The organism is Alistipes sp. AF14-19 (assembly GCF_003461645.1).
GTDB classification, from domain to species: Bacteria; Bacteroidota; Bacteroidia; order Bacteroidales; family Rikenellaceae; genus Alistipes; species Alistipes shahii.
The window spans coordinates 454,083-476,749 of the sequence record NZ_QTXM01000001.1 but is presented as its reverse complement, the minus strand read 5'-3'; the positions used below and the strand labels follow the sequence as shown (position 1 = coordinate 476,749).

Genomic DNA, 22,667 nt, shown 5'->3' with positions numbered 1-22,667 from the left:
CGTTATTCTTTCGGGTAATCGGCGTTGTAGTGGCAGCCTACGGACTCCTTGATCTCGCGGCCCTGCTTGATGACCAGGTAGGCGATGGCGATCATGTTCCGCAGCTCGCACAGTTCGCGGTTGGGCTTGGTCTTGTTGTAAAGTTCCTCGGTCTCCTGCCAGAGAATTTCCAGCCGGTGCATGGCGCGCTTGAGCGAGAGGTTCGACCGCACGATGCCCACGTAGTTGGACATGATCGTCTGCATCTCGCGCTTCGACTGGATGATCATCAGCATCTCCTCGGTGTGCTGCGTGCCTTCGAAATCCCAGTCGGGAATGCCCTCCTGAAAATCGACTTTCTCCAGCAGCGACGCCGTGTGGCGCGCGGCCTGGTCGGCGTAGACCACCGCTTCGATCAGCGAGTTCGAGGCCAGACGGTTGGCGCCGTGCAGCCCCGTGCACGAGGTCTCGCCCAGCGCGTAGAGCCGTTTCACGGAGGTTTCGCCGTTGGTGTCGACCTTCACGCCGCCGCAGCAGTAGTGCGCCGCAGGGGTCACGGGAATCCAGTCTTTGGTGATGTCGATGCCGATCGAGCGGCATTTTTCATAGATGTTCGGGAAATGGCTCTTCACGGCCTCGGGGTCCTTGTGCGTCACGTCGAGGTAGACGAAGTCGGAACCCCGTTTGGTCATCTCGCGGTAGATGGCGCGGGCCACCACGTCGCGCGGCGCGAGGGATTTCATCGGGTGGTATTTGTCCATGAACTCCTTGCCGTCGGGCAGCCGCAGGATGGCCCCGAAGCCGCGCATGGCTTCGGTGATCAGGAAGTTGGGCTTCTCGCCGGGGTTGTAGAGCGTCGTGGGGTGGAACTGGATGAACTCCATGTTCTCGGTCATCGCCTTGGCGCGGTGGCACATGGCGATGCCGTCGCCCGTGGCGACCACGGGGTTCGAGGTCGTGGAGTAGACGTTGCCGCAGCCGCCCGTGGCCACGACGGTGAATTTCGAAAGCATGGTCTCGATCTCGTTGGTGTCGAGATTCAGGACGTAGGCCCCGAACGAGGCCAGTCCGCGCGTGTGGCGCGTGACGAATTCGCCCAGATGGTGCTGCGTCAGCAGGTCGATGGCGAAGTGGCGTTCGAGAACCGTGATGTTCGGATGCTCCCTCACCGACTGCACGAGCGCCCGTTCGATCTCGGCTCCCGTGAGGTCCTCGTGGTGGAGGATGCGGTGCTCCGAGTGTCCGCCTTCGCGGTTGAGCTCGAAACGCCCGTCGGGGGTCTTGTCGAAACGCGTGCCCCAGGCTATGAGGTCGGCGATCAGTTCCGGGGCCCGCCGCACGACCAGTTCCACGGCCTTCTCGTCGCATTTGCCTGCGCCGCAGACCAGCGTGTCGCGGATGTGTTTCTCGAATGTGTCGGGAGCGTACGTTACCGAGCAGATGCCGCCTTGTGCATAATTGGTGTTGCACTCTTCGATCGCGCCCTTGGTGACGATCGTAACGTGTCCGTGGGCTGCGGCTTTCAGCGCGAACGAAAGGCCCGCGGCGCCGGAACCGATAACCAGAAAGTCGGTTTTCATGGGTTTTTCCTTTTTCTATTGCCTTGCAGCGCCGCAAAGTTACAAAAAATAGTAACTTTGCCGCATAATTTCGGGCAAAATATGGAACGACATATCGACATCAGCCGCTTCGATTACGACCTTCCGGACGAGCGGATCGCCAAATTCCCGCTCGCCGAGCGCAGCGCCTCGAAGCTGCTCGTCTGGCGCGGCGGAGAAATCGCGGAAAAGCGTTTCGCCGACATCGGCGACGTGCTGCCGGCCGGGGAGCTGCTGGTTTTCAACAACACGAAGGTGATCCGGGCGCGGATCGTCATGCACAAGCTCTCCGGGGCGCGCATCGAGGTCTTCTGTCTCGAGCCGCACGACCCGGCCGACTACGAGCGGGCGTTCGCCGTCACGGGCGGCTGCACATGGTCGTGCATCGTGGGCAACCGCAAGAAGTGGAAAGAGGGGTACGTGGAGATCAATTTCGAACGCGGGGGCTGCGCCGAGCACCTTCGTGCATGGATCGTCGAGGACCACGGCCGCGAGTGCGTCGTGCGTTTCGAGTGGACGGCCCCGATGACCTTCGGGCAGCTGCTCGAATACCTCGGGCGGATTCCGATTCCGCCCTACCTGAACCGCGAGAGCGAGGAGATCGACAACACGCGCTACCAGACGGTCTATTCGAAGTTCGAAGGTTCGGTGGCCGCACCGACCGCCGGGCTGCATTTCACGCCCGAGCTGATCGGGGAGATGAAGGTGCGCGGATTCGCCTTCGAGGAGGTGACGCTCCATGTCGGGGCGGGCACGTTCCTGCCCGTCAAGGACGAGGACGCCGCGCGGCATCCGATGCACACCGAGCATTTCGAGGTGCGCCGTGCGACGGTGGTCCGCCTGCTGGAGAAGTGGGGGCATATCACCGCCGTGGGAACCACCTCGGTGCGTACTCTGGAATCGCTTGCGGCCCTTGCGTGGCGCATCCGCACGGCCGGGACGCCCGATGCCGGGCGGGTCGTGGGGCAGTGGGAGCTGTACGACATTCCCGCGGAGTTTTCGGGCCGCGAGGCGTTGCAGGAGTTGTCGGGGTATATGGAGCGCGAGGGGCTGGACCGGCTGAAAGCCTCGACGCAGATTATGATCACGCCGCTGGACTACGAGTTCCGCATCGTGCACAATATCGTCACCAATTTCCACCAGCCCAAATCGACGCTGCTGCTGCTGGTTTCGGCCTTTGTGGGCGACGGGTGGCGGCGGATTTACGACTACGCCCTCGGCCACGGCTTCCGCTTTTTGAGCTACGGCGATTCGTCGGTGCTGCTGCGGGAATGACCGTTTATGCGGAACGGAAAAGGGACGCCCGACGAGGACGTCCCTTTTTTATTGGCGCAGGGGCGGATTAGAAATTGTATCCGACGCTGATCGTGAAGCAGTTGTTGCGCATCGTGCCCTCGCCGTCGCTCTCCTTGACCAGATTCAGGCAGCCGATGTCGTAGCCCAGCCCGAAGTAAATGCGTTTCCAGACGACGCCGGCGCCCAGACGCACGCCCAGGTCGGAACGTTTCAACCCGCCTTCGTCTCCGAAGATGTCGCCCTTCTCGTCGCCGACCTTCACTTTGCCGCCGATGCCGAGCCCGTAGTAAAGACCTGCGAAGGGTTGGATCGTAACGATGTCCTTGATGTTGAAGTGGTAGTTCACCAGCACGGGGATTTGCAGGTAGGAGGGGCGGAAGCTCACGCCGTCGACCTTGCCGCCGCGGCTCGAGAAGGCAAGCCCGGTTTCGAGGTAGAAGGGCAGTTTGTTGCAAAGCAGGATCTGATCGGTCACGGCGACGTGGAACGAGGCCCGCGAGTCGGTGCTGATGGACGCACCTCCGGCCGAAATCGAGTAGCTCGACAGGTTCAGTCCGGCGCGGACGCCCAGGATGTTCTTTTCGTAGTTTTGCGCCGAAACGGCATTTGCCAGCAGGATGGCGGCCATGATAAGCAATACTTTTTTCATAATGAATGGGTTTGGGTTTGTATACGTGGCAAATATAGGATAATTTTTTCGAAAAATCCCCCCCCCGAAATTTTTTACGGATAATGAAAAAAAATATCCGTAAATGCTTTTGCTTTAGCTGGATAGCTGTCGGATGTCAGAAATTGTAACCGATGTTTACGGTCAGGCAGTTGTTGCGTATTTCGGCGCTTTCGGGCTGGAGTGCGTAGCCGAAGAATTCGCCGCCCCGGAACAGGTCGCGGCAGCCGATGTCGTAGCTTATGCCCAGGTAGATGCGTCTGATGACGAACCCGGCGCCCGCGCGCACGCCGAAATCCATGCGGGAGAGGAAGCCCGGGGCGCTGAACATATCCTCGTTGCCGTATTCGGTCTTCATCGCGCCCCGGATGCCCACGCCGCCGTATATGCCCGCGAAGGGCTGGATCGTGAGGAGATCCCGGATGTGGAAATGGTAGTTGACGAGCAGGGGGGCCTGCATGTAGAACGGACGCATGGTCATGTTGTAGATGTCGCCGTAGATTTCAGCGGCGGCCCTGCCGCCGCGGCTCGAAAAGCCGATGCCCGTTTCGAGGTAGAGGGGCAGGCTGCGGTGGAGCAGGATCTGGTCCGTCACGGCGAAGTGGAATCCCGCGCGCGAACCGGTGTTTATCCGCACGTCTTCGATCGAGATGTCGCAGGTCGACACGTTGACGCCGGCGCGGACGCCCAGGATGTTCTTCTCATACCGCTGCGCCCGGACGGCTCCCGCCGACAGCAGGACGAGCAGGATGAATGCGTATCTTTTCATGGAGGTCGATGAAATTATGCTTCGGGTGTGCAGCTTTTCAGGGCCAGTTTCTTGACCCAGACGACGAAGCCGCCCGTGAGGATCAGGTTCAGCACCAGCGTCAGCACCGAGATGATCAGCGCCGGGCCGCCGAGGCTGTATCCCAGGGCGATGAAGATGACGCCCGCGCCCACCTCGCCGCGGGTGAACATGCCGATCGAGAGTGCGAGCCGCTCGCTCAGTTTCCGGTCGCGGTAGAAGAAGACCGGGACCAGCTTCCCGATGTTCGAGAGCGCCGAAACGGCCACGACGTGCAGGATCAGCACGCCCCACGGCATCATCGGCTGCGACGCCGTGATGGAGGTGGCGGCCGCGGCGGCGTCTGCCGCCGAAGCGCCCGTCACGAGCGGCATGCTCATGCCGACAAGCAGCATGAACAGGAACGAGATGCCCGTTGCGGCGCGGCGTTCGGTCGGGGTGTCGATCTCCCTGTGCTTCATCAGCATGCCGATCACGAAGGCCGGAAGCAGCACCTCGATGTGTATGCTGTTTTCTGGTCCGTACCACCGCGCGGTGACGATGTAGAGCGCCTGTGTCAGGGCGCAGACCACCGCCGAAAGCCCCAGGATGCGTTTCCAGTCCTGCCGGACGTTCCACCGCGCCTGCCACCGCCAGCCTGCGATAAGCAGTACGACGACCACGCCCACGATGGCGAACATCTGCCATTTGAGGCCGATCATCAGGATTTGCAGCGGGATCATCAGCAGGATGGTGTCCAGGTCGTCGAAGATAGCCAGCACCTGGATCTTACGGTATATCCAACTGTTTTTCAGGCTTAACGCGGCGAGCATCGTGAAGAGGATACCGGCCGAGGTCGGGGCCGCGAAACGGCTCAGCAGCAGATTCTCCTTCCACGCCGCGGAGTCGGTCCAGAGGTCGGAGGGCAGCAGTACGAAAATATAGTAGAGGACGATCAGCAGCCACGGCAGCGCTGCGGTGGCCATGGCGATGAAGTAATCGGCGGTGTAGGAGCGCCAGCGCGACTTGTCGATTTCGAACTCCCGTCCGACGTTGATCATAATGAATCCCAGGCAGATGTAGAGCAGGGTGTCGGCAGTCGCCTTGAAACCCGGATAGGCCGTGCCGAGTGCGCCGGGAAGCAGCTGCGAGGCGACGAGGCCCAGCATCAGAAAGAGCGAGAACGAAAGAACTTTTCGCATTGATTGAAAGTCGTTTACAGGTTATGCGTCTGTGCCGCGGCACAAAGATACGATATTTGTAGAAAAATCCGCGGAAACGAATGCTGTTGTCGTGAAAAAAATAACAATAATGAAACTGCAATTCACAATTATTTTGTACCTTTGCCGTGCCGATTCAGGGAATTAGCATTCAAACACCATAAAATTCAAATTATTACAACTATGCAGATTGTAGAGATTCACGCAAGGGAAATCCTCGACTCGCGAGGCAATCCGACCATCGAGGTCGAAGTTCGTACCGTATCGGGCGCATTCGGCCGCGCTGCCGTTCCGAGCGGAGCGTCGACGGGCGAGAACGAGGCCCTTGAGCTTCGTGACGGCGACAAGAGCCGTTACCTGGGCAAAGGCGTCCTGAACGCCGTGAAGAACGTTAACGAAGTGATCGCTCCGGCCGTCATCGGCATGAACGTAGCCGACCAGGTGGGCATCGACAAGGCCATGATCGCCCTCGACGGAACCCCCACCAAGTCGAAGCTCGGCGCAAACGCCATCCTCGGCGTGTCGCTGGCCGTTGCCCGCGCTGCCGCCGACTATTTCGGCATGCCGCTCTATCGCTATATCGGCGGCGCGAACGCCAAGACGCTGCCCGTTCCGATGATGAACATCATCAACGGCGGTTCGCACTCGGACGCTCCGATCGCATTCCAGGAGTTTATGATCCGTCCCGTGGGCGCTCCTTCGTTCAAGGAGGGCATCCGCATGGGCGCCGAGGTGTTCCACAACCTGAAGAAGGTGCTCCACAACCGTAACCTCTCGACGGCCGTAGGCGACGAGGGTGGTTTCGCTCCCGCGCTCAACGGCACGGAGGATGCCATCGAGTCGATCATCGAGGCCATCAAGATGGCCGGCTACAAGCCCGGCCGCAAGTGCGAGGGCGGCGACGTGTCGATCGGCATGGACTGCGCTTCGTCGGAGTTCTACAAGGACGGCGTTTACGACTACACCAAGTTCGAGGGCGAGAAGGGCGCCAAGCGTACGTCGAAGGAGCAGGTGGAGTACCTGAAGGGACTCGTCGCCAAATACCCCATCGACTCGATCGAGGACGGCATGTCGGAGAACGACTGGGAAGGCTGGCAGATGCTGACCGCCGAGATCGGCGACAAGTGCCAGCTCGTGGGCGACGACCTGTTCGTCACCAACGTGGACTTCCTGAAGAAGGGTATCGAAATGGGCTGCGCCAACTCGATCCTGATCAAGGTAAACCAGATCGGTACGCTGACCGAGACGCTCGACGCCATCGAGATGGCTCACCGCGCCGGCTATACGTCGGTGACGTCGCACCGTTCGGGCGAGACCGAGGATTCGACCATCGCCGACATCGCCGTGGCTACGAACTCGGGTCAGATCAAGACCGGTTCGGCTTCGCGTTCGGACCGTATGGCCAAGTACAACCAGCTGCTCCGCATCGAGGAGGAACTCGGCGACGAGGCTATCTACGGCTACACGAAGATCTACCGCAAGTAATTTGCTGCCGGAATATAAAGAGAACCGGATGCCGCGAGGCGTCCGGTTTTTTTATGATGCAGCCCCGGGAACCGGAGCGCGGAGGCGATGTCGCCCGACGGATTCGTATCGCATGTTCCGTGTCGGCCAATTGAACTGTCTGCACATGCCAACGAAAAAAGGTCTTCGCAAGAAGACCTTTTCGGGTGGAAGAAGGGGCTCGAACCCTCGACCTTCGGAACCACAATCCGACGCTCTAACCGACTGAGCTACATCCACCGTGTGATACGAGTTCGTCGTATCGGGATGCAAATGTAATACGATTTTTCGGTCCGTGCAAAAAAAACGGCTGAAAAATCGTCCGGAAATGGCGGAAATGACAAAATGGCAGTCGCCTCTGCTCGTTTGTCACGCAAAATCTGCCAAAAAACGGTTGGCACATCTATTGATGGGATAGAGGTTGCGAAAGCGAATGAAACATATTATATCAAACAAATTTAAAACACAAAGCTATGAACGTAAAACCATTATCGGACCGCGTGCTGATTCTCCCGAATCCCGCGGAGGAGAAGACGGCCGGCGGATTGATCATCCCCGACACGGCAAAGGAGAAACCGCTGGCAGGCAAAGTCGTTGCAGTAGGTCCCGGAACCTCGGAGGTCAAGATGGAGGTCAAGGAGGGCGACCAGGTGCTCTACGGCAAGTATGCCGGTCAGGAAATCCAGGTCGACGGCGTGGACTACCTCATTATGAAACAGAACGATATTTTGGCAATCATCTAAATTCGATAAATAGTCATGGCAAAGGATATTAAATATAACGTAGAGGCGCGCGAACTGCTCAAGGAGGGTGTCGACGCGCTGTCGAACGCCGTTAAGGTAACGCTCGGTCCCAAAGGCCGCAACGTGATCATCGACAAGAAATTCGGCGCTCCGCAGATCACCAAGGACGGTGTGACGGTGGCCAAGGAGGTGGAACTGGAGGACGCTTTCGCCAACATGGGCGCCCAGATGGTCCGCGAGGTCGCTTCGAAGACCAACGACGATGCGGGCGACGGTACGACCACCGCAACCGTGCTGGCGCAGTCGATCATCGGCGTCGGTCTGAAGAACGTGACGGCCGGAGCCAACCCGATGGACCTGAAACGCGGTATCGACAAGGCCGTTGCGACGGTCGTGGAGTCGCTGCGGAAGCAGAGCCAGGAGGTCGGCTCGGATTTCGCCAAGATCGAGCAGGTGGCCACCATTTCGGCCAACAACGACGAGACGATCGGTAAGCTGATCGCCGAGGCGATGGCCAAGGTCAACAACGAGGGTGTCATCACCGTCGAGGAGGCCAAGGGAACCGAGACCCATGTCGAGGTGGTCGAGGGCATGCAGTTCGACCGCGGTTACATTTCGGCTTACTTCATCACCGACACGGAAAAGATGGAGGCCCAGCTCGAAAAGCCCTATATCCTGATCACGGACAAGAAGGTTTCGACGATGAAGGAGCTGATGGGCGTGCTGGAGCCGGTGGCCCAGAGCGGCCGTGCGCTGCTGATCATCGCCGAGGATGTCGACGGCGAGGCCCTTTCGGCGCTGGTTGTCAACAAACTCCGCGGCACGCTGAAGATCGCCGCCTGCAAGGCTCCGGGCTTCGGTGACCGCCGCAAGGAGATGCTCGAAGACATCGCCGTCCTGACGGGTGCGACCGTGATCTCGGCCGACAAGGGCATGAAGATCGAGGATACGACGCTGGAGATGCTGGGTTCGGCCGACAAGGTGACGCTCAACAAGGAGAACACCACCATCGTCGACGGCGCCGGCAAGAAGGAGGAGATCGCAGCCCGTGTGGCCCAGATCCGCTCGTCGATCGACAAGGCTACGTCGGACTATGACAAGGAGAAGTTGCAGGAGCGTCTGGCCAAGCTGGCCGGCGGTGTCGCCGTGCTCTACGTCGGAGCCGCCACGGAGGTCGAGATGAAGGAGAAGAAGGACCGTGTCGACGACGCGCTGGCCGCAACGCGCGCAGCTGTCGAGGAAGGTATCGTTCCGGGCGGCGGCGTGGCTTACATCCGTGCCACGGCGGCTCTCGAAGGCCTGAAGGGCCAGAACGAGGACCAGACGACGGGTATCCAGATCGTGAAACGCGCCATCGAGGAGCCGCTCCGCCAGATCGTCGAGAACGCCGGCGGCGAAGGCTCGGTGGTCGTCAACAAGGTGAAGGAGGGCAAGGACGCCTTCGGTTACAACGCCCGCGACGACAAGTACGAGGACCTGCTGAAAGCCGGTATCATCGACCCGACGAAGGTGTCGCGCGTAGCGCTGGAGAACGCCGCGTCGATCGCCTCGATGTTCCTCACCACGGAGTGCGTGCTGGCCGAGAAGAAGTCCGACGCTCCCGCCGTGCCGGCGATGCCCGCAGGCGGTATGGGCGGCATGATGTAACGGATTCCCATTTATAAGCGGATATTTCCGCACATCTCTCGAACGGGGCGAATGGAATGTACCTCAAGTACTATCCGTTCGTCCCGTTCTTCACGATGCCCGGACGGATCCGGCTTAAAATCAGAATCCGCCCGGACCGGGACGCGGTATCCGGCATCTGCGCCGTTCCGGCGAATGCACGGCCTGCTCCCGGACCGGCCCGTCCATTTGCCCGGACCGGTTTCGTTTTGCCGGCCGTTTTTCGTACCTTTGCGGCGGAAAGATGCACGTTATGAAAAAAGGAATACTCTACGCCGTGCTGGCCTCGGTATTGTGGGCGATTGTCAATCCGTTCATCAAGCAGGGGTTGAGCTACGATTTCTCGCCGATGAATTTCGCGGGCCTGCGCTTCACCGTTGTCGGAATCATTCTCTTCGCCTACACCTGGCATCGCGGCATGTGGCGCGAGATCATGCAGCACCGGCGGCTTTTCGGCAACCTGATCCTGATCAATATGTTCATGGGCTATACGGCCTTCTATTTCGGAGTCGATTTCGTCAGCGGGGCCATCAGCTCGATCGTCATGGGCCTCACGCCGCTGATCAACGTGCTGCTGGCGCACCTCGTGGCCAGCAACGACCGCCTGAACCGTTACAAGGTCGTGAGTCTTGCGGTGAGCCTCGCGGGACTGCTGCTGATCGTCGGCACGGGCAGCGACGGTTCGCCGCTCGACTGGCGCGGCATCGGGGGTATCGTCCTGCTGCTGGCCTGCATCCTGTTCCAGGGCTATTCCGCGATTTCGGTTTCGGAGGACAAGGGCAAGGTCGATCCGATCTTCCTGAATGCCGTGCAGATGTTTTTCGGCGGCCTGCTGATTTACGGCGTGGGCATCGCGGCGGAGGGTTTCCACCCCTTCTGGGCCAAGCCCGTCGGGTTTTATGCGAGTCTCGGCGTGCTGGTCTTCATCTCGGTCTTCGCCTTCAGTTTCTGGTTCATGGCCCTGCGCACCGAGGGCACGAAGGTCAGCGACATCAATATGTGCCGTTTGATCAATCCTGTCCTGGGAGCCGTGCTGAGCTGGATCATGCTGCCCGGCGAATACCCCGATTTTAGCACCGTGGCGGGCATGGCGGTCATCGTCAGTTCGCTGGTCATCTACTTCCGGGGCGAGACGATCGTGCAACGGTGGCGGCTGCGCCGGCATTGACGCAAAACGGACCGTCCCCCGAAAGGAACGGTCCGTTTTCTTTGAGGCTGCGGCGGTTATTTCTCCTTGCCGCATTTGCGGTTCAATGCTTTCCATATGCCGGCCGGCAGGGCCGTGCAGGGGAGCGGTGTTTCCGGCGGGCTTACGGCATCCATTCCAGAATGCCCTCGACGGGGTTCGCCGCACGCCATGCTTCGAACTCGGCATAGGTGCGCACGCCGTCGCGAAGGACCGCCTGGTAGTATTCGATGCCCATGATCTTCACCTCGTCGGGCGTGTCGTACTTGATTTGCAGGACGGCGCGGCGCGTCTCGTCGGTCAGTACGGCGCTGATTCGGTCGGCCACGCGTTCGAAATAGCCGTCCCAGGCCGAGCCGCGGGGCATGTGGATCATGTCGATCTGCCAGAGCCGTTCGTCGGCGTCGGCATACCACGCATGCCATTCGAGACACTGGTCCTGCGCGTCGAGCAGGTTTCCGTACTCGATGCGACGGATGCGGGGATTTTCGGCCAGCCGGGCCATGGCGGCGAAGCTGTCGGCCACGCGGAGCGGTGAGGAGTAGATGTGAAAGTCGATGTCGCGGTGCTTCATCAGCAGACCCGTGCGGAGCGAGCCTACGAGGTTCGCTTCGGCGCCCACCGAGCGCCAGATGGCCTCCAGATCGGTGTCGCGGATGACCTCGCGGGCGCGCTGCTGGTTGGCGGCCGCAATTTCGAGGATGTCGTTCATGTCGTGTTTTTTAGGGGTTATAACGGCGGGCGGAGCGGTCCGGCCGCTCCGTCACGTGTGAAATCGGTTTTGTACGGCTATTTGCCGAGCAGGATGCGGGCCTGGGCCACGGCGGCGTCGGTGATTTCCGAGCCGGAGAGCATCTTGGCGATCTCGGTCACGCGCTCCTCGTCGCCCAGGCGCGTGATGTCGGTGCGCCCGCCGCGCTTGTAGACCACGAAGTGCGCCGTGCCCTTCGAAGCGACCTGCGGCAGGTGGGTGATGTCCACCACCTGCATCGAGGCCGAGAGCGAGGCGATGATTTCGCCCATGGCGTCGGCGATGCGTCCCGAAACGCCCGTGTCGATCTCGTCGAAGATGATCGTCGGCAGTTGCATCCGTTCGGCCAGCAGGGCTTTCAGGGCCAGCATCACGCGCGAAAGCTCGCCGCCCGAGGCGATGCGCTCGACGGGCTGCGGCGTCATTCGCGGATTGGCCGTGAAGAGGAATTGCACGCTGTCGCGGCCCGTGCGTCCCGGCTCTGCGAGGGGTGTCAGGGCGATGCGGAAAACCGTCTCGGGCATGCCCAGCCGGGCGAGGGTCGAGAGGATGTGTTTCTCGAATCCCGCAGCGGCCTTTTCGCGCGTCTTGTGCAGACGGTCGGCCAGCGTCGCGGTCTTTTCGGCGGCTTCCGATAGGGCCGCTTCCGCTTGGGCGATCTCCTCGTCGCTGTGGACGATGGCTGCGAGTTGTGCGGCGCAGCGGTCGCGCAGGGCGATCAGCTCCGCTTCGTCCGCCGCGCGGTGTTTCTGTTGCAGGGCGATCAGCGTGTCGAGCCGCGCCGAGCACTTCGCCAGCCGCTCGGGGTCGGCATCGAGCCGTTCGCATGCGGCGGCGGCCGAACCGTTGATGTCCTTCAGTTCCTCCAGCACCGAGCGCAGCCGTCCGGCATATTCCCCGGCGGCGGGGTAGTGGCTGCGGATATGGTTGAGTTCGTTCTCCGAATTCTTGAGCTGCGCCAGCACCCCGGTCTCGTCGGCGTCGAGGGCGTTGCGCAGGGAGGTCAGCGCCTCGCCGATGCGGTCGGCGTTTTCGAGCACCGCCAGCTCCTCCTCCAGCTCTGCCTGCTCGCCGGGGCGCAGGTTGGCCGAGGTGAGTTCCTCGGTCTGGAACCGGAGCCACTCTTCGTCGCGGCGGCCGTTGGCGGCCTCTTCGCGCAGGGCCGCGAGACGGCGGCGCAGCTCCGTAAGCCGGGCATACTGCGCGGCGTACTGCGTCAGCAGTTCCCCGTTCGCAGCCACGGTGTCGAGCGCCGAAGTCCTGAACTCCTCCGACGAGAGGATCAGGTTCTGGTGCTGCGAGTGGATGTCCAGCAGGCGTGCGCCCAGTTCGCGCAGTTGCGCCAGCTGCACGGGTACGTCGTTGACGAAGGCGCGGCTCTTGCCCGCAGGGGTGATCATGCGCGTCAGGGTCGTTTCGGGGGCATAGTCGAGGTCGTTCTCGGCGAAAAACGCTTCCAGACTGCTTCCCGCGAGGTCGAAGGTCCCCTCCACCGTGCAGTTGCGCGTTGCGTCCTTCATCGCCTGCCCGTCGTTCTTGGCTCCGAGCAGCAGGCCCAGCGCGCCGAGCAGAATGGATTTTCCGGCCCCGGTCTCACCCGTGATGATGTTCAGGTGGGGGTCCAGCTCCATTTCGAGCTTGTCGATGAGCGCGTAGTTTTCGACCGACAGACGGCGTAGCATACCAATTCGGAATTAAGAATTCAAAATTAAGAATTAAAAATGAAAAAACGAAAACCGGGTGCGATTGCGCGCTATTCGGCGAAAAACTCTTCGATACGTTCGGCGATGCGTTCGGCGACTTCGCGCTTCGACAGCAGGGGAAGCTCTTCGCGGCCCGTGCGGTCGATGAAGGTCACCTTGTTCGTGTCGCCGCGGAAGCCGGCTCCGGCGTCGCGCAGCGAGTTGAGGACGATGAAGTCGAAATTCTTCTTTTCGAGTTTGGCTTCGGCGTGCGCCTGTTCGTCGTGGGTTTCCAGGGCGAATCCCACCAGCAGGCGGCCGCCCTTGTGCGCTCCAAGCTCGGCGGCGATGTCGCGCGTGCGGCGCAGGGTGATGCACATGTCGCCGTCGCATTTCTTGATTTTGGTGTCCGAAACCCGGTCGGGGGTGTAGTCGGCCACGGCGGCGCACATCACGGCCCCGTCGGACCCTTCGAAAGCCCGGACCGCGGCGTCGTACATCTCGGTGGCCGAGAGCACGTCCACGCGCTCCACGCCCGCGGGCGTCGGCAGCTCCGTGCGGCCCGTGACAAGCGTCACGCAGGCCCCTCTGTCGGCCAGCTCCCCGGCAATGGCATAGCCCATCTTGCCCGAGGAGTGGTTCGAGATGAACCGCACGGGGTCGATGGCTTCGATCGTGGCTCCTGCCGTGACGATCAGCCGTTTACCTTGCAGGTTCTTTTTTTTTTCACGGAGAAGACCGCCGACGAATGCGGCGATCGCATCGGGTTCGGCCATGCGGCCCTTGCCCTGAAGACCGCTGGCCAGTTCGCCTTCGCCCGGCTCGACGATGTGCACGCCGCGCCGGGCGAGTGTCCGGAGGTTCTGCTGCGTGGCCTCGTGGGCGTACATGTCCAGGTCCATGGCGGGAGCCACGGCGACCGGGCAGCGGGCCGAGAGGTAGGTGGTCAGCAGCAGGTTGTCGGCGATGCCGGAGGCCATTTTGGCCAGGGTGTTGGCCGTGGCGGGGGCGATTAGGTAGCAGTCGGCCCATTCGCCCAACGACACGTGGGAGTTCCACGCGCCGTTTTCGGGGTCGAAGAACTCCACCAGAATCGGGTTCTTCGAGAGCGTGGCCATCGTCAGGGGCGTGATGAACTGCTTCGCCAGCGGAGTCATCACCACGCGCACGTCGGCGCCGGCCGTCTTCAATAAACGACAAAGCACGGCAGCCTTGTAGGCCGCTATGCTACCCGTGATACCCAGCAGTATGTGGCGTCCCGCCAGCGGGGGACGCGTGCCCGGGGATGCCATTGCGTGCGGATTTTAAATCTCCTTCATCACGCCGTCCTTGCCCTCCTTGTAGACCAGCTCGTGGTCGAGGAACTCCTCGGTGGCGATGATCACCGGTTTGGGCAGGCGTTCGTAGTAACGCGAAATCTCGATCTGCTCGCGGTTCTCGAAGGTCTCCTCCATGGTGTCGGTGGGCGACGAGAAATCGGCGAGCTTGCGGTTAAGCTCCGTCTTGAGTTCGGTCGAGATCTGGTTGGCGCGGCGGGCGATGATGTTGATGCTTTTGTAGACGTTGCCCGTCTCCCGGTCCAGATCCACCAGCTTGCGCGTGATGGTGTTGTTGGGAATGTTCTTCTTGATTTCCATCTTATATGTTGTTGTCTTTGTTATTGCGGTCGAGGTAGTCGCGTGCCTGCTGGGCCATGCGGTCGAGGCTCTTGATGTGCGTCGATTCGGGGAACTCCTCCTTGAACGAGAGGTAGGAGTCGAGCATCGACAGGTAGCGGTCGGTCTGCTTTTCGGAGATCGAGTTGCTGGCCAGGCGGTAGCCCGAATCGACGATCAGGTACATGATCTCTTCGCGGCGCTTGCTCTCGGGGTATTGTTTCAGCGCGTTCTTGAACGCCACGATCGCCGATTTGTATTTGCCCGTCTTATAATAGGTGTAGGCGTTCAGGTAGGCTTTCTCGTGGAGCCGTTCGGTCAGCTCGGTGTTGATCTTGCGGAAGTTCTCGACGCGGTCACTCTGCGGATAGCGCGACATGAATTCGTTGATGGCGATCAGCGCGTGCCCGGTCATCGTCTGGTCGCGCGAGGGACCCGGCGAGAGGTAGTAGAAGCAGAGCGCGTACATGCCCTCGGCGTCTTCGATGAAGGCGCTGCGGCCGAATTTGCGGCGGAAGTCGTCCAGCAGGGTCGAAGCCGTGTCGAAATCGCGGTTCTTGTACTTGCAGCGGGCGTTGAAGAACGAGATGCTGTCTTCGCGCGACGAGCCCGTGTAGTAGTGCTGCACGCCTTCGAAAAGGGTCGAGGCGCGCTGCCATTTCTCCTTCTGGTAGTACTCCAGCGCCTTGCTGTAAATCAGTTCGGGCTGCCCGCTTTTCAGAAGGGCGTTCATCCCGGAGCATCCTCCGAGGATGATCGCTGCCGCCACTCCGCAAAGGGCGTATAAAAAAGTCTGCTTCATTTATGAATCTTTTACGGCGCTTTATCGCGCAAAGTTATGCATAAATTAACGATTTGCAAAAAAAAATATTGCTCGCGGAGGCTGCGAAGATGCCGTGCGGGGCGTTTTTTCCGGCGGCGCGTGAAAAAGCCCCTGCCGGGGCGGGGGCTTGAGGGCGGGGCGAAGGTGCCGGAACGATGTTTCGGGGTGTGGATAAATGCCCGATTTGCAGCTTGTTGCGGTGGGGCGCGCCGTGCCGGGACGTTTTCGGCGACGGTGTCAGAAGAAAAATCCCAGGGACCCGCCGTAGACGATGTCGTGGGGCACTTTGACGCGCCGGGCGATTCCTTCGGAGGTGAAATCGTGCCAGACGCGCGAACGCGGGTAGCCCGAGATGCGGAAGTCGATGAAGAATTTGCGGACGTTGAAGCCCAGTCCGCCCATGACGCCCACGTCGCCGTTGTTGAAGCGGACCTTGAGCAGCTGCGGGACGCTGCTCCGCTCGGATTCCGTGACGCGGAACAGCGCGCCGCCGAACAGGCGCAGCACGCCGAACTGGAAGCCCAGCTGGACGGGGATTTCGAACCGCTCGGTGCGCAGCGCGATGCGGCGGCTCCCGGAGTTCTCGGCCAGCACGTTGTAATTGACGAAGGCGTAGTTCAGTTCCGATTGCAGGTGGAGGTGTTTCGAAAGGTTGAGCCGCAGGACGAAGCCCACGTCGTAACCGGCCCGGACGGCGCCGGGCGTGAAGCGGGTGTCGCCGATGCGGGTCGGGACGAACGAGTAGTCGGCGAAGTTGACGCCGCCGCGTACGCCGACCATCAGGCGTTGGGCGGAGGCCGCGCCGGAGAAGACGAGCGCGGCGAGGAGGGTGAAGACCAGGTGTTTCATAAGACGTTGATGTTTAGGACGGGATCACATCAGGGGTGACACGAGCCGGAGCACGTCGCCCAGCGTCCGGCGCCACAGCGGCGGCCTCCATTCGGCGCGCGTGATGCGGCGGCACGAGGCGAGGTCGTCGTCGAAGGTCGCCGCCAGCTGCCGGACCGTCTCGCGGTCGCGGATGAAGGCCGTGACTTCGAGGTTGTCCGTCAGACTGCGGTAGTCCATGTTCGCGGTTCCGACCGACGCCAGCGTGTCGTCGACGATCACCAGTTTGGCGTGCAGGAATCCGTTGTCGTAGCGGTAGAGCTCGACTCCGGCGTCGAGCAGGTCCGCGACGTAGGAGTCGGACACGAGGTCCGAGAACGGCGAGTCGCTGCACGTCGGGATCATCACTTCGACCCGGATGCCGCCCCGCGCCGCAAGGCGCAGCGCGTCGAGGATCAGCGTCGGGGGCAGGAAGTAGGGTGAGCAGATGCGCACCCGCTGTCTGGCCCGGACGACGGCCGCTGCGAAAGCCTCGGCGATGGTCAGCCGCGAGGGGCCTTCTTCGGACCAGGCCAGCTGGATCGGCAGGCGCTGCCGGATGCCGTGCGGGGCGACGTAACGGCGCAGGTCGAGACATTCGTCCGTGACCCGCGCCCAGTCGGCGATGAAGAGCCGCTGCAAGTCCTTCACGGCGTCGCCCTCGATGCGGAGGTGCTCGTCGCGCCACTTGCCCATGTAATCTCCGTCGAGGTAGTATTTCGCAATATTTATGCCACCCAGAAAGGCGACACGGCCGTCCGTGACGACTATTTTGCGGTGGTTGCGGCGCGAGACGCGCGTGGTGAACCACGGGAAGCGCACCGGCTCGAAGGCGGCCGTGCGTACCCCGGCGTCGTGCATGCGGCGCAATGTCGTGCGGCTCAGCCGCCACGAGCCTACGGCGTCGTAGATGACGCGCACTTCGAGTCCGGCGCGGGCTTTGCGGATCAGGATTTCGGCGATGGTGCGCCCGATGCGGTCGTCGCGGATGATGTAGTACTCCATGTGGATCGAGCGGACGGCGTGTTGCAGGGCGGCGATCAGCGCCGTGAAGGCGTTGCTGCCGTTGTGCAGCAGGCTGACGCTGTTGCGGGGCGCGGGGCGGGTTCCGCAGCCGCGGGCGACGATCTGCTCCACGGCGTCGCCCCGGCAGTCGTAGGGTTCTGCCGCCGGGACCGCGCGGCGGTATCCGGCCAGCACGTAAAGCAGCGTGCCGGCGACGGGAAGCAGGAAGACCAGCGCCAGCCAGGCGGCCGCCGAGGCCGGTATCCGTTGGCGACGCGTGATGACGGCGGCCGCGCCGAGCGTCCACAGCAGATGAAGCGTAAGGGCGATGTACATACCCCGCACGGCGGGCACGATCCGTGCCACGAGGCGCGAAAAAAGATTTGGAAATATGGATTTTACTTCCTATCTTTGTCTATGCAATAGCAACGGGGTTCTGGCCTTTTCGGGTCAGGATTCTTATTTTTTACGTTTTATTCGGTTTTTGGAATTTCCGGCTTCCGGCGGGAGATTCCGGAGAGTTATTGGATTATGGCACAAGAGATTATTTATCTGACAGCGGAGGGCTACAAGAAAATCAAGGACGAACTCGAGCACATGCGTTCCGTCGAGCGTCCGGCGATTTCGGCGGCGATCGCCGAAGCGCGCGACAAGGGCGACCTTTCGGAGAATGCGGAGTACGATGCCGCCCGTGAGGCACAGGGGTTGCTGGAGATGCGTATCGCCAAACTGGAGGATACGATGGCCAACGCCCGCGTGATCGACGAGTCGAAGATCGACAAGGGCAAAGTGCAGATTTTGAGCAAGGTGACGCTTCTGAACCACAACAATCAGAAGCAGATGACCTACACGATCGTCGCCGAGCACGAGGCGAATCTGCGCGAAGGCAAACTGGCGATCGGCACGCCTATCGCGAAGGCGCTGCTGGGCCGCAAGAAGGGCGACCGTGTGGACGTGGAGGTTCCGGCCGGCACGATCCATTTCGAGATCCTCGACATCAGCATTTGAACCGCCCGGCTTTTTCCGGGGGTGTCCGCTTCCCCCGGGGAGTGCCGGACAGGACATACACCCTCATTTGTAGGTATTTTTGCAGGGGCCGCTTGTCGCGGTCCCTTTTTTTCGTATCTTCGCCACCGTGAAGACAATGCACCTCCGCCTCAAACAATGCCTCGCGGCCTTTATGCTGGCCGTTCTGCTCGCAGCCCATGCGGGTCAGAAGGTGCATATCTATTTGGAGGACCATGCCCATTTCGCGGCTTTCAGCGGCGATCTGGTTCCCGACAACGGCGCTGCCGAACAGGTCGTCGAATTCTGTGTCGTCGACGATTTCTATTTCTTCCCCTACCTGGCCGAGACCCAGCCTCCGCATGAATTCTACGCCGAGGTGCTGGCCGTGCTGCAACCCGAAGCCACGCGCTGCAAATGTGCGGTCGAGGTCCGGCGTTTCTCCCTGCGGGCGCCTCCGGCGGCGTAATTGCGTTTCGTAATATCGGCATGTCCGGCTGCATCGCGACAACTGCGGCGACAGGCGAGGGCCGACGATTTATCGTTTGCCGAGCCGTCAAAGCGGAAGCGGCGTGTGTTTTTACGCCGTAAGTCCCTTCCGAGGAGGGGATTCAGGGGTGGACCGGATTTGTAAACGCGGCCGGAAGCCGCAATCATCCGCATGCCGGAGCGGACTTACTTTCACCATTATTCAATACTTTCGTATGAAACGATATATTTTGTTGGCGCTGTCCGTGTGCCAGAGCCTTGTCGTGCTCGCGGCCGAAGCGCCGCGCAAAAGCACGGACGCGAATCTTTTCGGCCACGTCGTGGACCGTGAAACCCATGAACACATTCCCTACGCCTCGGTGGCCGTCGTCGGCACGGCTTTCGGTACGACGACCGACGCTTCGGGCCACTATTTCCTGAAAAACCTCCCTGTCGGCGAACTGACGCTCGAAGTCCGTGCGCTGGGCTATGCCTCCGGTCGGATGACCGTCGCTCTCGAACGGGGCGAGACCCGGGAACTCAACTTCGAGGTGGCGCAGAGCGGCATTTCGATGGACGAAGTGGTCGTCTCGGCCAGCCGTTCGGAGACGCTGCGGCGCGAAGCTCCGGCGCTGGTGAGCGTGCTGGACGCCGGCCTGTTCGAACGGGCCAACGCCTCGTGCCTGGCCCAGGGCCTTTCGTTCCAGCCCGGGGTGCGCGTCGAGGACGACTGCCAGAACTGCGGCTTCACGCAGGTCCGCATCAACGGTCTCGACGGCCACTATTCGCAGATTCTGGTCGACTCGCATCCGGTTTTCTCCTCCCTGACGGGTGTCTACGGGCTGGAGCAGATTCCGGCCAATATGATCGAGCGGGTCGAGGTGCTGCGCGGCGGCGGGTCGGCGCTCTACGGCTCGTCGGCCATCGGCGGCACGATTAACATCATCACCCGTGAGCCGACGCGCAGTTCGGCTCAGCTGTCGCATACGCTGACCTCGCTCGGAGGCAGCAACTCCTACGACAACAACACGATGCTCAACGCTTCGATCGTCTCCGAAAGCGGCCGTGCGGGCATCAGCGTCTTCGGCCAGAGCCGCCACCGTTCGGGCTACGACCACGACGGCGACGGATTCACCGAACTGCCCGTCATCAGCAGCCAGTCCGTGGGCATGCGCTCGTTCTTCCGCACGGGGGCCTATTCGCGCATCACGGCGCAGTACCACCACATCGACGAGTACCGCCGGGGCGGCGACCTGCTGAAGCAGCCGCCCCACGAAGCCTTCGTCGCCGAGCAGACCGACCATGCCATCGACGGCGGAAGCCTTTCGTTCGACATCTCGTCGGCCGACCGCAGCAACCACTTCAATGCCTACGCCTCGTTCCAGAACACGGCCCGCAAGAGTTATTACGGCAGCAAGCAGGACCTCGACGCCTACGGCACGACGCACGATCTGACCCTCGCCGCGGGCATGCAGTATGTCCATGCCTTCCGCAAACTGCTCTTCATGCCCTCGGAGCTGACGCTCGGCACGGAGTACAGCTACGACGACCTTTCGGACCGTTCGATCGGCTATGACATCCGCACTGACCAGACGGTGCACATCGTCGGGGCCTATCTCCAGAACGAATGGAAGACCCGGAAATGGTCGCTGCTCATCGGCGGCCGCCTCGACAAGCACAGCCTCGTGGACCATGCGATCTTCAGCCCCCGGGCCAATGTCCGCTTCAATCCTTCGGAGTCGGTGAACCTGCGTGTGAGCTATGCCGGGGGCTACCGCGCCCCGCAGGCCTTCGACGAGGACATGCACATCGCCATCGTGGGCGGCAAGCGGGTCCGCATCCGGCTTGCCGACGATCTGAAGGAGGAACGCTCGCACAGCGTGAGCCTCTCGGCCGACCTCTACCACACTTTCGGCCGGGTGCAGACCAACCTGCTCGTCGAGGGATTCTACACCCGTCTCGACGACGTGTTCGCCCTGCGCGACATCGAGGACACGGCCGACGGCGGCAAAATCAAGGAGCGTTACAACGGTTCGGGCGCCACGGTGAGGGGCCTGAACGCCGAAGGCCGGGCGGTTTTCACCCGCTGGTTCGAGTTGCAGGCGGGCGTGACGTGGCAGCGGAGCCGCTATGTCGAGCCTGAATACTGGAGCGAGGACAAAACGGTGCCTCCCGTGCGCCGGATGTTTCGCACGCCCGATCTGTACGGTTATTTCACGGCGTCGCTGAAGCCCTTGCGCAATTTCACGGCCGACGTGACGGGAACCTGCACGGGCGAGATGCTCGTGCAGCACATGGCCGGATCGGGCGTGGAGCGGGATGTGGCCGTCACGACGCCTGCGTTCTGCGACGTGAACCTGCGTCTGGCCTACGACCTGCGGGTCTACAAGGAGATCACCCTCCAGCTTTACGGCGGCGTGCAGAATCTGTTCAACGCTTACCAGAAGGATTTCGACAAGGGCGTGGACCGCGATTCGGGCTACATTTACGGACCTTCGTTGCCCCGCAGCTGGTTCATCGGCGCGAAGGTCAGCTTCTGATAGACGCTCCTTTCCGGATACGAAAAAGCCGCTCCGAATCGTCGGAGCGGCTTTTGTAAAGGAGTTCCCTGGGTTTTGCGGGACAGGCTTTCCGTATTCCGGTCCGCCACCCACCCCCGGTTTAGAGCGCCTTGATCTCGTGCAGGATGTTGTTCGTCTTGCGGACGGCCTCGGCCGAAGCGGCGAACTTCTCGGCCTCTTCCTTCGTGAGGTCGATCTTCACGATCTTCTCGATGCCCTTGCGGCCGATGATCGCGGGAACGCCGATGCAGATGTCCTTCTGGCCGTACTCGCCGTCGAGGTAGCAGCAGCAGGGAACCATCTTCTTCTGGTCGTTGAGGATAGCCTCGACCATCATCGCTGCGCCTGCGCCGGGAGCGTACCATGCCGAAGTGCCGATGAGTTTGGTCAGCGTGGCTCCGCCGACCATCGTGTTGGCGACAGCCTCTTCGAGTTTCTTCTTCGAAGCGAACTGCGAAACGGGAACGCCGTTGACCGTGGCTTTCGATACGAGCGGAATCATCGTCGTGTCGCCGTGGCCGCCGATGACCATGCCGTCGACGTTGTTGATGTTAGCGCCCGTGGCCTTGGCCAGGTAGCACTTGAAGCGGGCCGAGTCCAATGCGCCGCCCATGCCGATGATACGGTTCTTCGGGAGTCCCGAAGCCTTCAGGGCCAGGTAGGTCAGCGTGTCCATCGGGTTGGCAACCACGATGATGATGGCGCGGGGCGAGTACTTGATGACGTTCTCGATCACGCCCTTCATAATGCCGGCGTTCGTGCCGATCAGCTCCTCGCGGGTCATGCCCGGCTTGCGGGGAATGCCCGAGGTGATGACCACCACGTCCGAATTGGCCGTCGTCTTGTAGTCGTTGGTTGCGCCTACGACCTTCGTGTCGAAATCCATCAGCGTCGAGCACTGGTACATGTCCAGCATCTTGCCTTCCGAGAGACCCTCCTTGATGTCGATGAGGACCACTTCGCTCGCCACCTCGCGGCAAGCCATCACGTTTGCACAGGTTGCACCTACGGCGCCTGCACCTACGACAGTAACTTTTGACATAATGTTTGTTTTTATTAAGTATGTTTGTTCTTTTTTAATCCCGCTCTCTGAAATCCTTGCCGCCTTGTCGCCGCCTTTGGCGTCGTTTGCAAGTCTGACCCCACCCCAAACCCCTCCCTCGGGAGGGGCTTATCGCATGCGGCCGGAATTTCAGCCCGAAAACCATCCGCCTTGGCGGGGACTTT

General features: G+C 61.4%; 20 protein-coding genes and 1 tRNA gene. 8 read left to right on the top strand and 13 right to left on the bottom strand.

What is annotated here, in order from left to right; translation table 11 throughout:
• Positions 1–2: 2 nt before the first annotated feature.
• Positions 3–1,559 carry an L-aspartate oxidase gene (gene nadB / locus DWW03_RS02035; protein ID WP_019151483.1) on the bottom strand — a complete coding sequence of 519 codons (1,557 nt, stop codon included), beginning with the start codon at positions 1,557–1,559 and terminating at the stop codon, positions 3–5.
• 81 nt (positions 1,560–1,640) lie between these two features.
• Between nadB and DWW03_RS02030 the strand changes: the two genes are divergently transcribed.
• Positions 1,641–2,852, top strand: coding sequence for an S-adenosylmethionine:tRNA ribosyltransferase-isomerase (locus DWW03_RS02030; protein ID WP_022062265.1), 1,212 nt, complete (start codon positions 1,641–1,643; stop codon positions 2,850–2,852).
• 67 nt (positions 2,853–2,919) lie between these two features.
• Here DWW03_RS02030 and DWW03_RS02025 read toward each other — a convergent pair whose 3' ends face one another.
• From DWW03_RS02025 to DWW03_RS02015, 3 genes are all read right to left on the bottom strand, one after another.
• Complete coding sequence (locus DWW03_RS02025) at positions 2,920–3,522, bottom strand: outer membrane beta-barrel protein (RefSeq protein WP_118406191.1); 603 nt, start codon at positions 3,520–3,522, stop codon at positions 2,920–2,922.
• A gap of 136 nt (positions 3,523–3,658) precedes the next feature.
• Positions 3,659–4,309, bottom strand: coding sequence for a porin family protein (locus DWW03_RS02020; protein WP_022062263.1), 651 nt, complete (start codon positions 4,307–4,309; stop codon positions 3,659–3,661).
• A gap of 14 nt (positions 4,310–4,323) precedes the next feature.
• Positions 4,324–5,508, bottom strand: a complete 1,185-nt coding sequence (locus tag DWW03_RS02015) for a hypothetical protein (RefSeq protein ID WP_015547376.1) — start codon at positions 5,506–5,508, stop codon at positions 4,324–4,326.
• 201 nt (positions 5,509–5,709) lie between these two features.
• Between DWW03_RS02015 and eno the strand changes: the two genes are divergently transcribed.
• A complete protein-coding gene (gene eno / locus DWW03_RS02010; protein ID WP_015547377.1) occupies positions 5,710–7,011 on the top strand; it encodes a phosphopyruvate hydratase in 1,302 nt (433 codons plus the stop codon).
• Between the two features lie 183 nt (positions 7,012–7,194).
• On the opposite strand, the gene DWW03_RS02005 is transcribed toward eno, so the two are convergent.
• Positions 7,195–7,270, bottom strand: a tRNA-His gene (locus tag DWW03_RS02005).
• Between the two features lie 232 nt (positions 7,271–7,502).
• On the opposite strand from DWW03_RS02005, the gene groES reads away from it, so the two are divergent.
• From groES to DWW03_RS01990, 3 genes are all read left to right on the top strand, one after another.
• On the top strand, positions 7,503–7,772 hold the full coding sequence (gene groES / locus DWW03_RS02000) for a co-chaperone GroES (protein WP_022062262.1): 270 nt from the start codon (positions 7,503–7,505) through the stop codon (positions 7,770–7,772).
• A gap of 15 nt (positions 7,773–7,787) precedes the next feature.
• On the top strand, positions 7,788–9,419 hold the full coding sequence (groL, locus tag DWW03_RS01995) for a chaperonin GroEL (protein ID WP_022062261.1): 1,632 nt from the start codon (positions 7,788–7,790) through the stop codon (positions 9,417–9,419).
• 271 nt (positions 9,420–9,690) lie between these two features.
• Positions 9,691–10,605 (top strand): DMT family transporter, encoded by a 915-nt coding sequence (locus DWW03_RS01990; protein ID WP_015547379.1) that lies wholly within the window; start codon positions 9,691–9,693, stop codon positions 10,603–10,605.
• Between the two features lie 142 nt (positions 10,606–10,747).
• Here DWW03_RS01990 and DWW03_RS01985 read toward each other — a convergent pair whose 3' ends face one another.
• From DWW03_RS01985 to cls, 7 genes are all read right to left on the bottom strand, one after another.
• A complete protein-coding gene (locus tag DWW03_RS01985) occupies positions 10,748–11,335 on the bottom strand; it encodes a histidine phosphatase family protein (protein WP_015547380.1) in 588 nt (195 codons plus the stop codon).
• A 77-nt stretch (positions 11,336–11,412) separates the two neighbouring features.
• Positions 11,413–13,056 carry a DNA repair protein RecN gene (gene recN, locus DWW03_RS01980; protein WP_015547381.1) on the bottom strand — a complete coding sequence of 548 codons (1,644 nt, stop codon included), beginning with the start codon at positions 13,054–13,056 and terminating at the stop codon, positions 11,413–11,415.
• A 71-nt stretch (positions 13,057–13,127) separates the two neighbouring features.
• A complete protein-coding gene (coaBC, locus tag DWW03_RS01975; RefSeq protein ID WP_118406190.1) occupies positions 13,128–14,348 on the bottom strand; it encodes a bifunctional phosphopantothenoylcysteine decarboxylase/phosphopantothenate--cysteine ligase CoaBC in 1,221 nt (406 codons plus the stop codon).
• Positions 14,349–14,360: 12 nt separating this feature from the next.
• Positions 14,361–14,693, bottom strand: coding sequence for a DNA-directed RNA polymerase subunit omega (locus DWW03_RS01970; protein WP_015547382.1), 333 nt, complete (start codon positions 14,691–14,693; stop codon positions 14,361–14,363).
• 1 nt (position 14,694) lies between these two features.
• Complete coding sequence (locus tag DWW03_RS01965; RefSeq protein WP_044054464.1) at positions 14,695–15,513, bottom strand: outer membrane protein assembly factor BamD; 819 nt, start codon at positions 15,511–15,513, stop codon at positions 14,695–14,697.
• Positions 15,514–15,771: 258 nt separating this feature from the next.
• Positions 15,772–16,383: a porin family protein gene (locus DWW03_RS01960; RefSeq protein WP_022062258.1), complete on the bottom strand. Its 612-nt coding sequence runs from the start codon at positions 16,381–16,383 to the stop codon at positions 15,772–15,774.
• Positions 16,384–16,407: 24 nt separating this feature from the next.
• Complete coding sequence (gene cls, locus DWW03_RS01955) at positions 16,408–17,772, bottom strand: cardiolipin synthase (protein WP_259301965.1); 1,365 nt, start codon at positions 17,770–17,772, stop codon at positions 16,408–16,410.
• A 165-nt stretch (positions 17,773–17,937) separates the two neighbouring features.
• Between cls and greA the strand changes: the two genes are divergently transcribed.
• The 3 genes from greA to DWW03_RS01940 all read left to right on the top strand — a co-directional run bounded on the left by greA (position 17,938) and on the right by DWW03_RS01940 (position 21,419).
• Positions 17,938–18,414, top strand: coding sequence for a transcription elongation factor GreA (gene greA / locus DWW03_RS01950; RefSeq protein ID WP_118406189.1), 477 nt, complete (start codon positions 17,938–17,940; stop codon positions 18,412–18,414).
• A gap of 136 nt (positions 18,415–18,550) precedes the next feature.
• Positions 18,551–18,880 carry a hypothetical protein gene (locus tag DWW03_RS01945; protein ID WP_171024685.1) on the top strand — a complete coding sequence of 110 codons (330 nt, stop codon included), beginning with the start codon at positions 18,551–18,553 and terminating at the stop codon, positions 18,878–18,880.
• Between the two features lie 235 nt (positions 18,881–19,115).
• Complete coding sequence (locus DWW03_RS01940; protein WP_118406188.1) at positions 19,116–21,419, top strand: TonB-dependent receptor; 2,304 nt, start codon at positions 19,116–19,118, stop codon at positions 21,417–21,419.
• Positions 21,420–21,540: 121 nt separating this feature from the next.
• On the opposite strand, the gene mdh is transcribed toward DWW03_RS01940, so the two are convergent.
• Positions 21,541–22,482 carry a malate dehydrogenase gene (mdh, locus tag DWW03_RS01935; RefSeq protein ID WP_022062254.1) on the bottom strand — a complete coding sequence of 314 codons (942 nt, stop codon included), beginning with the start codon at positions 22,480–22,482 and terminating at the stop codon, positions 21,541–21,543.
• Between the last annotated feature and the right edge of the window lie 185 nt (positions 22,483–22,667).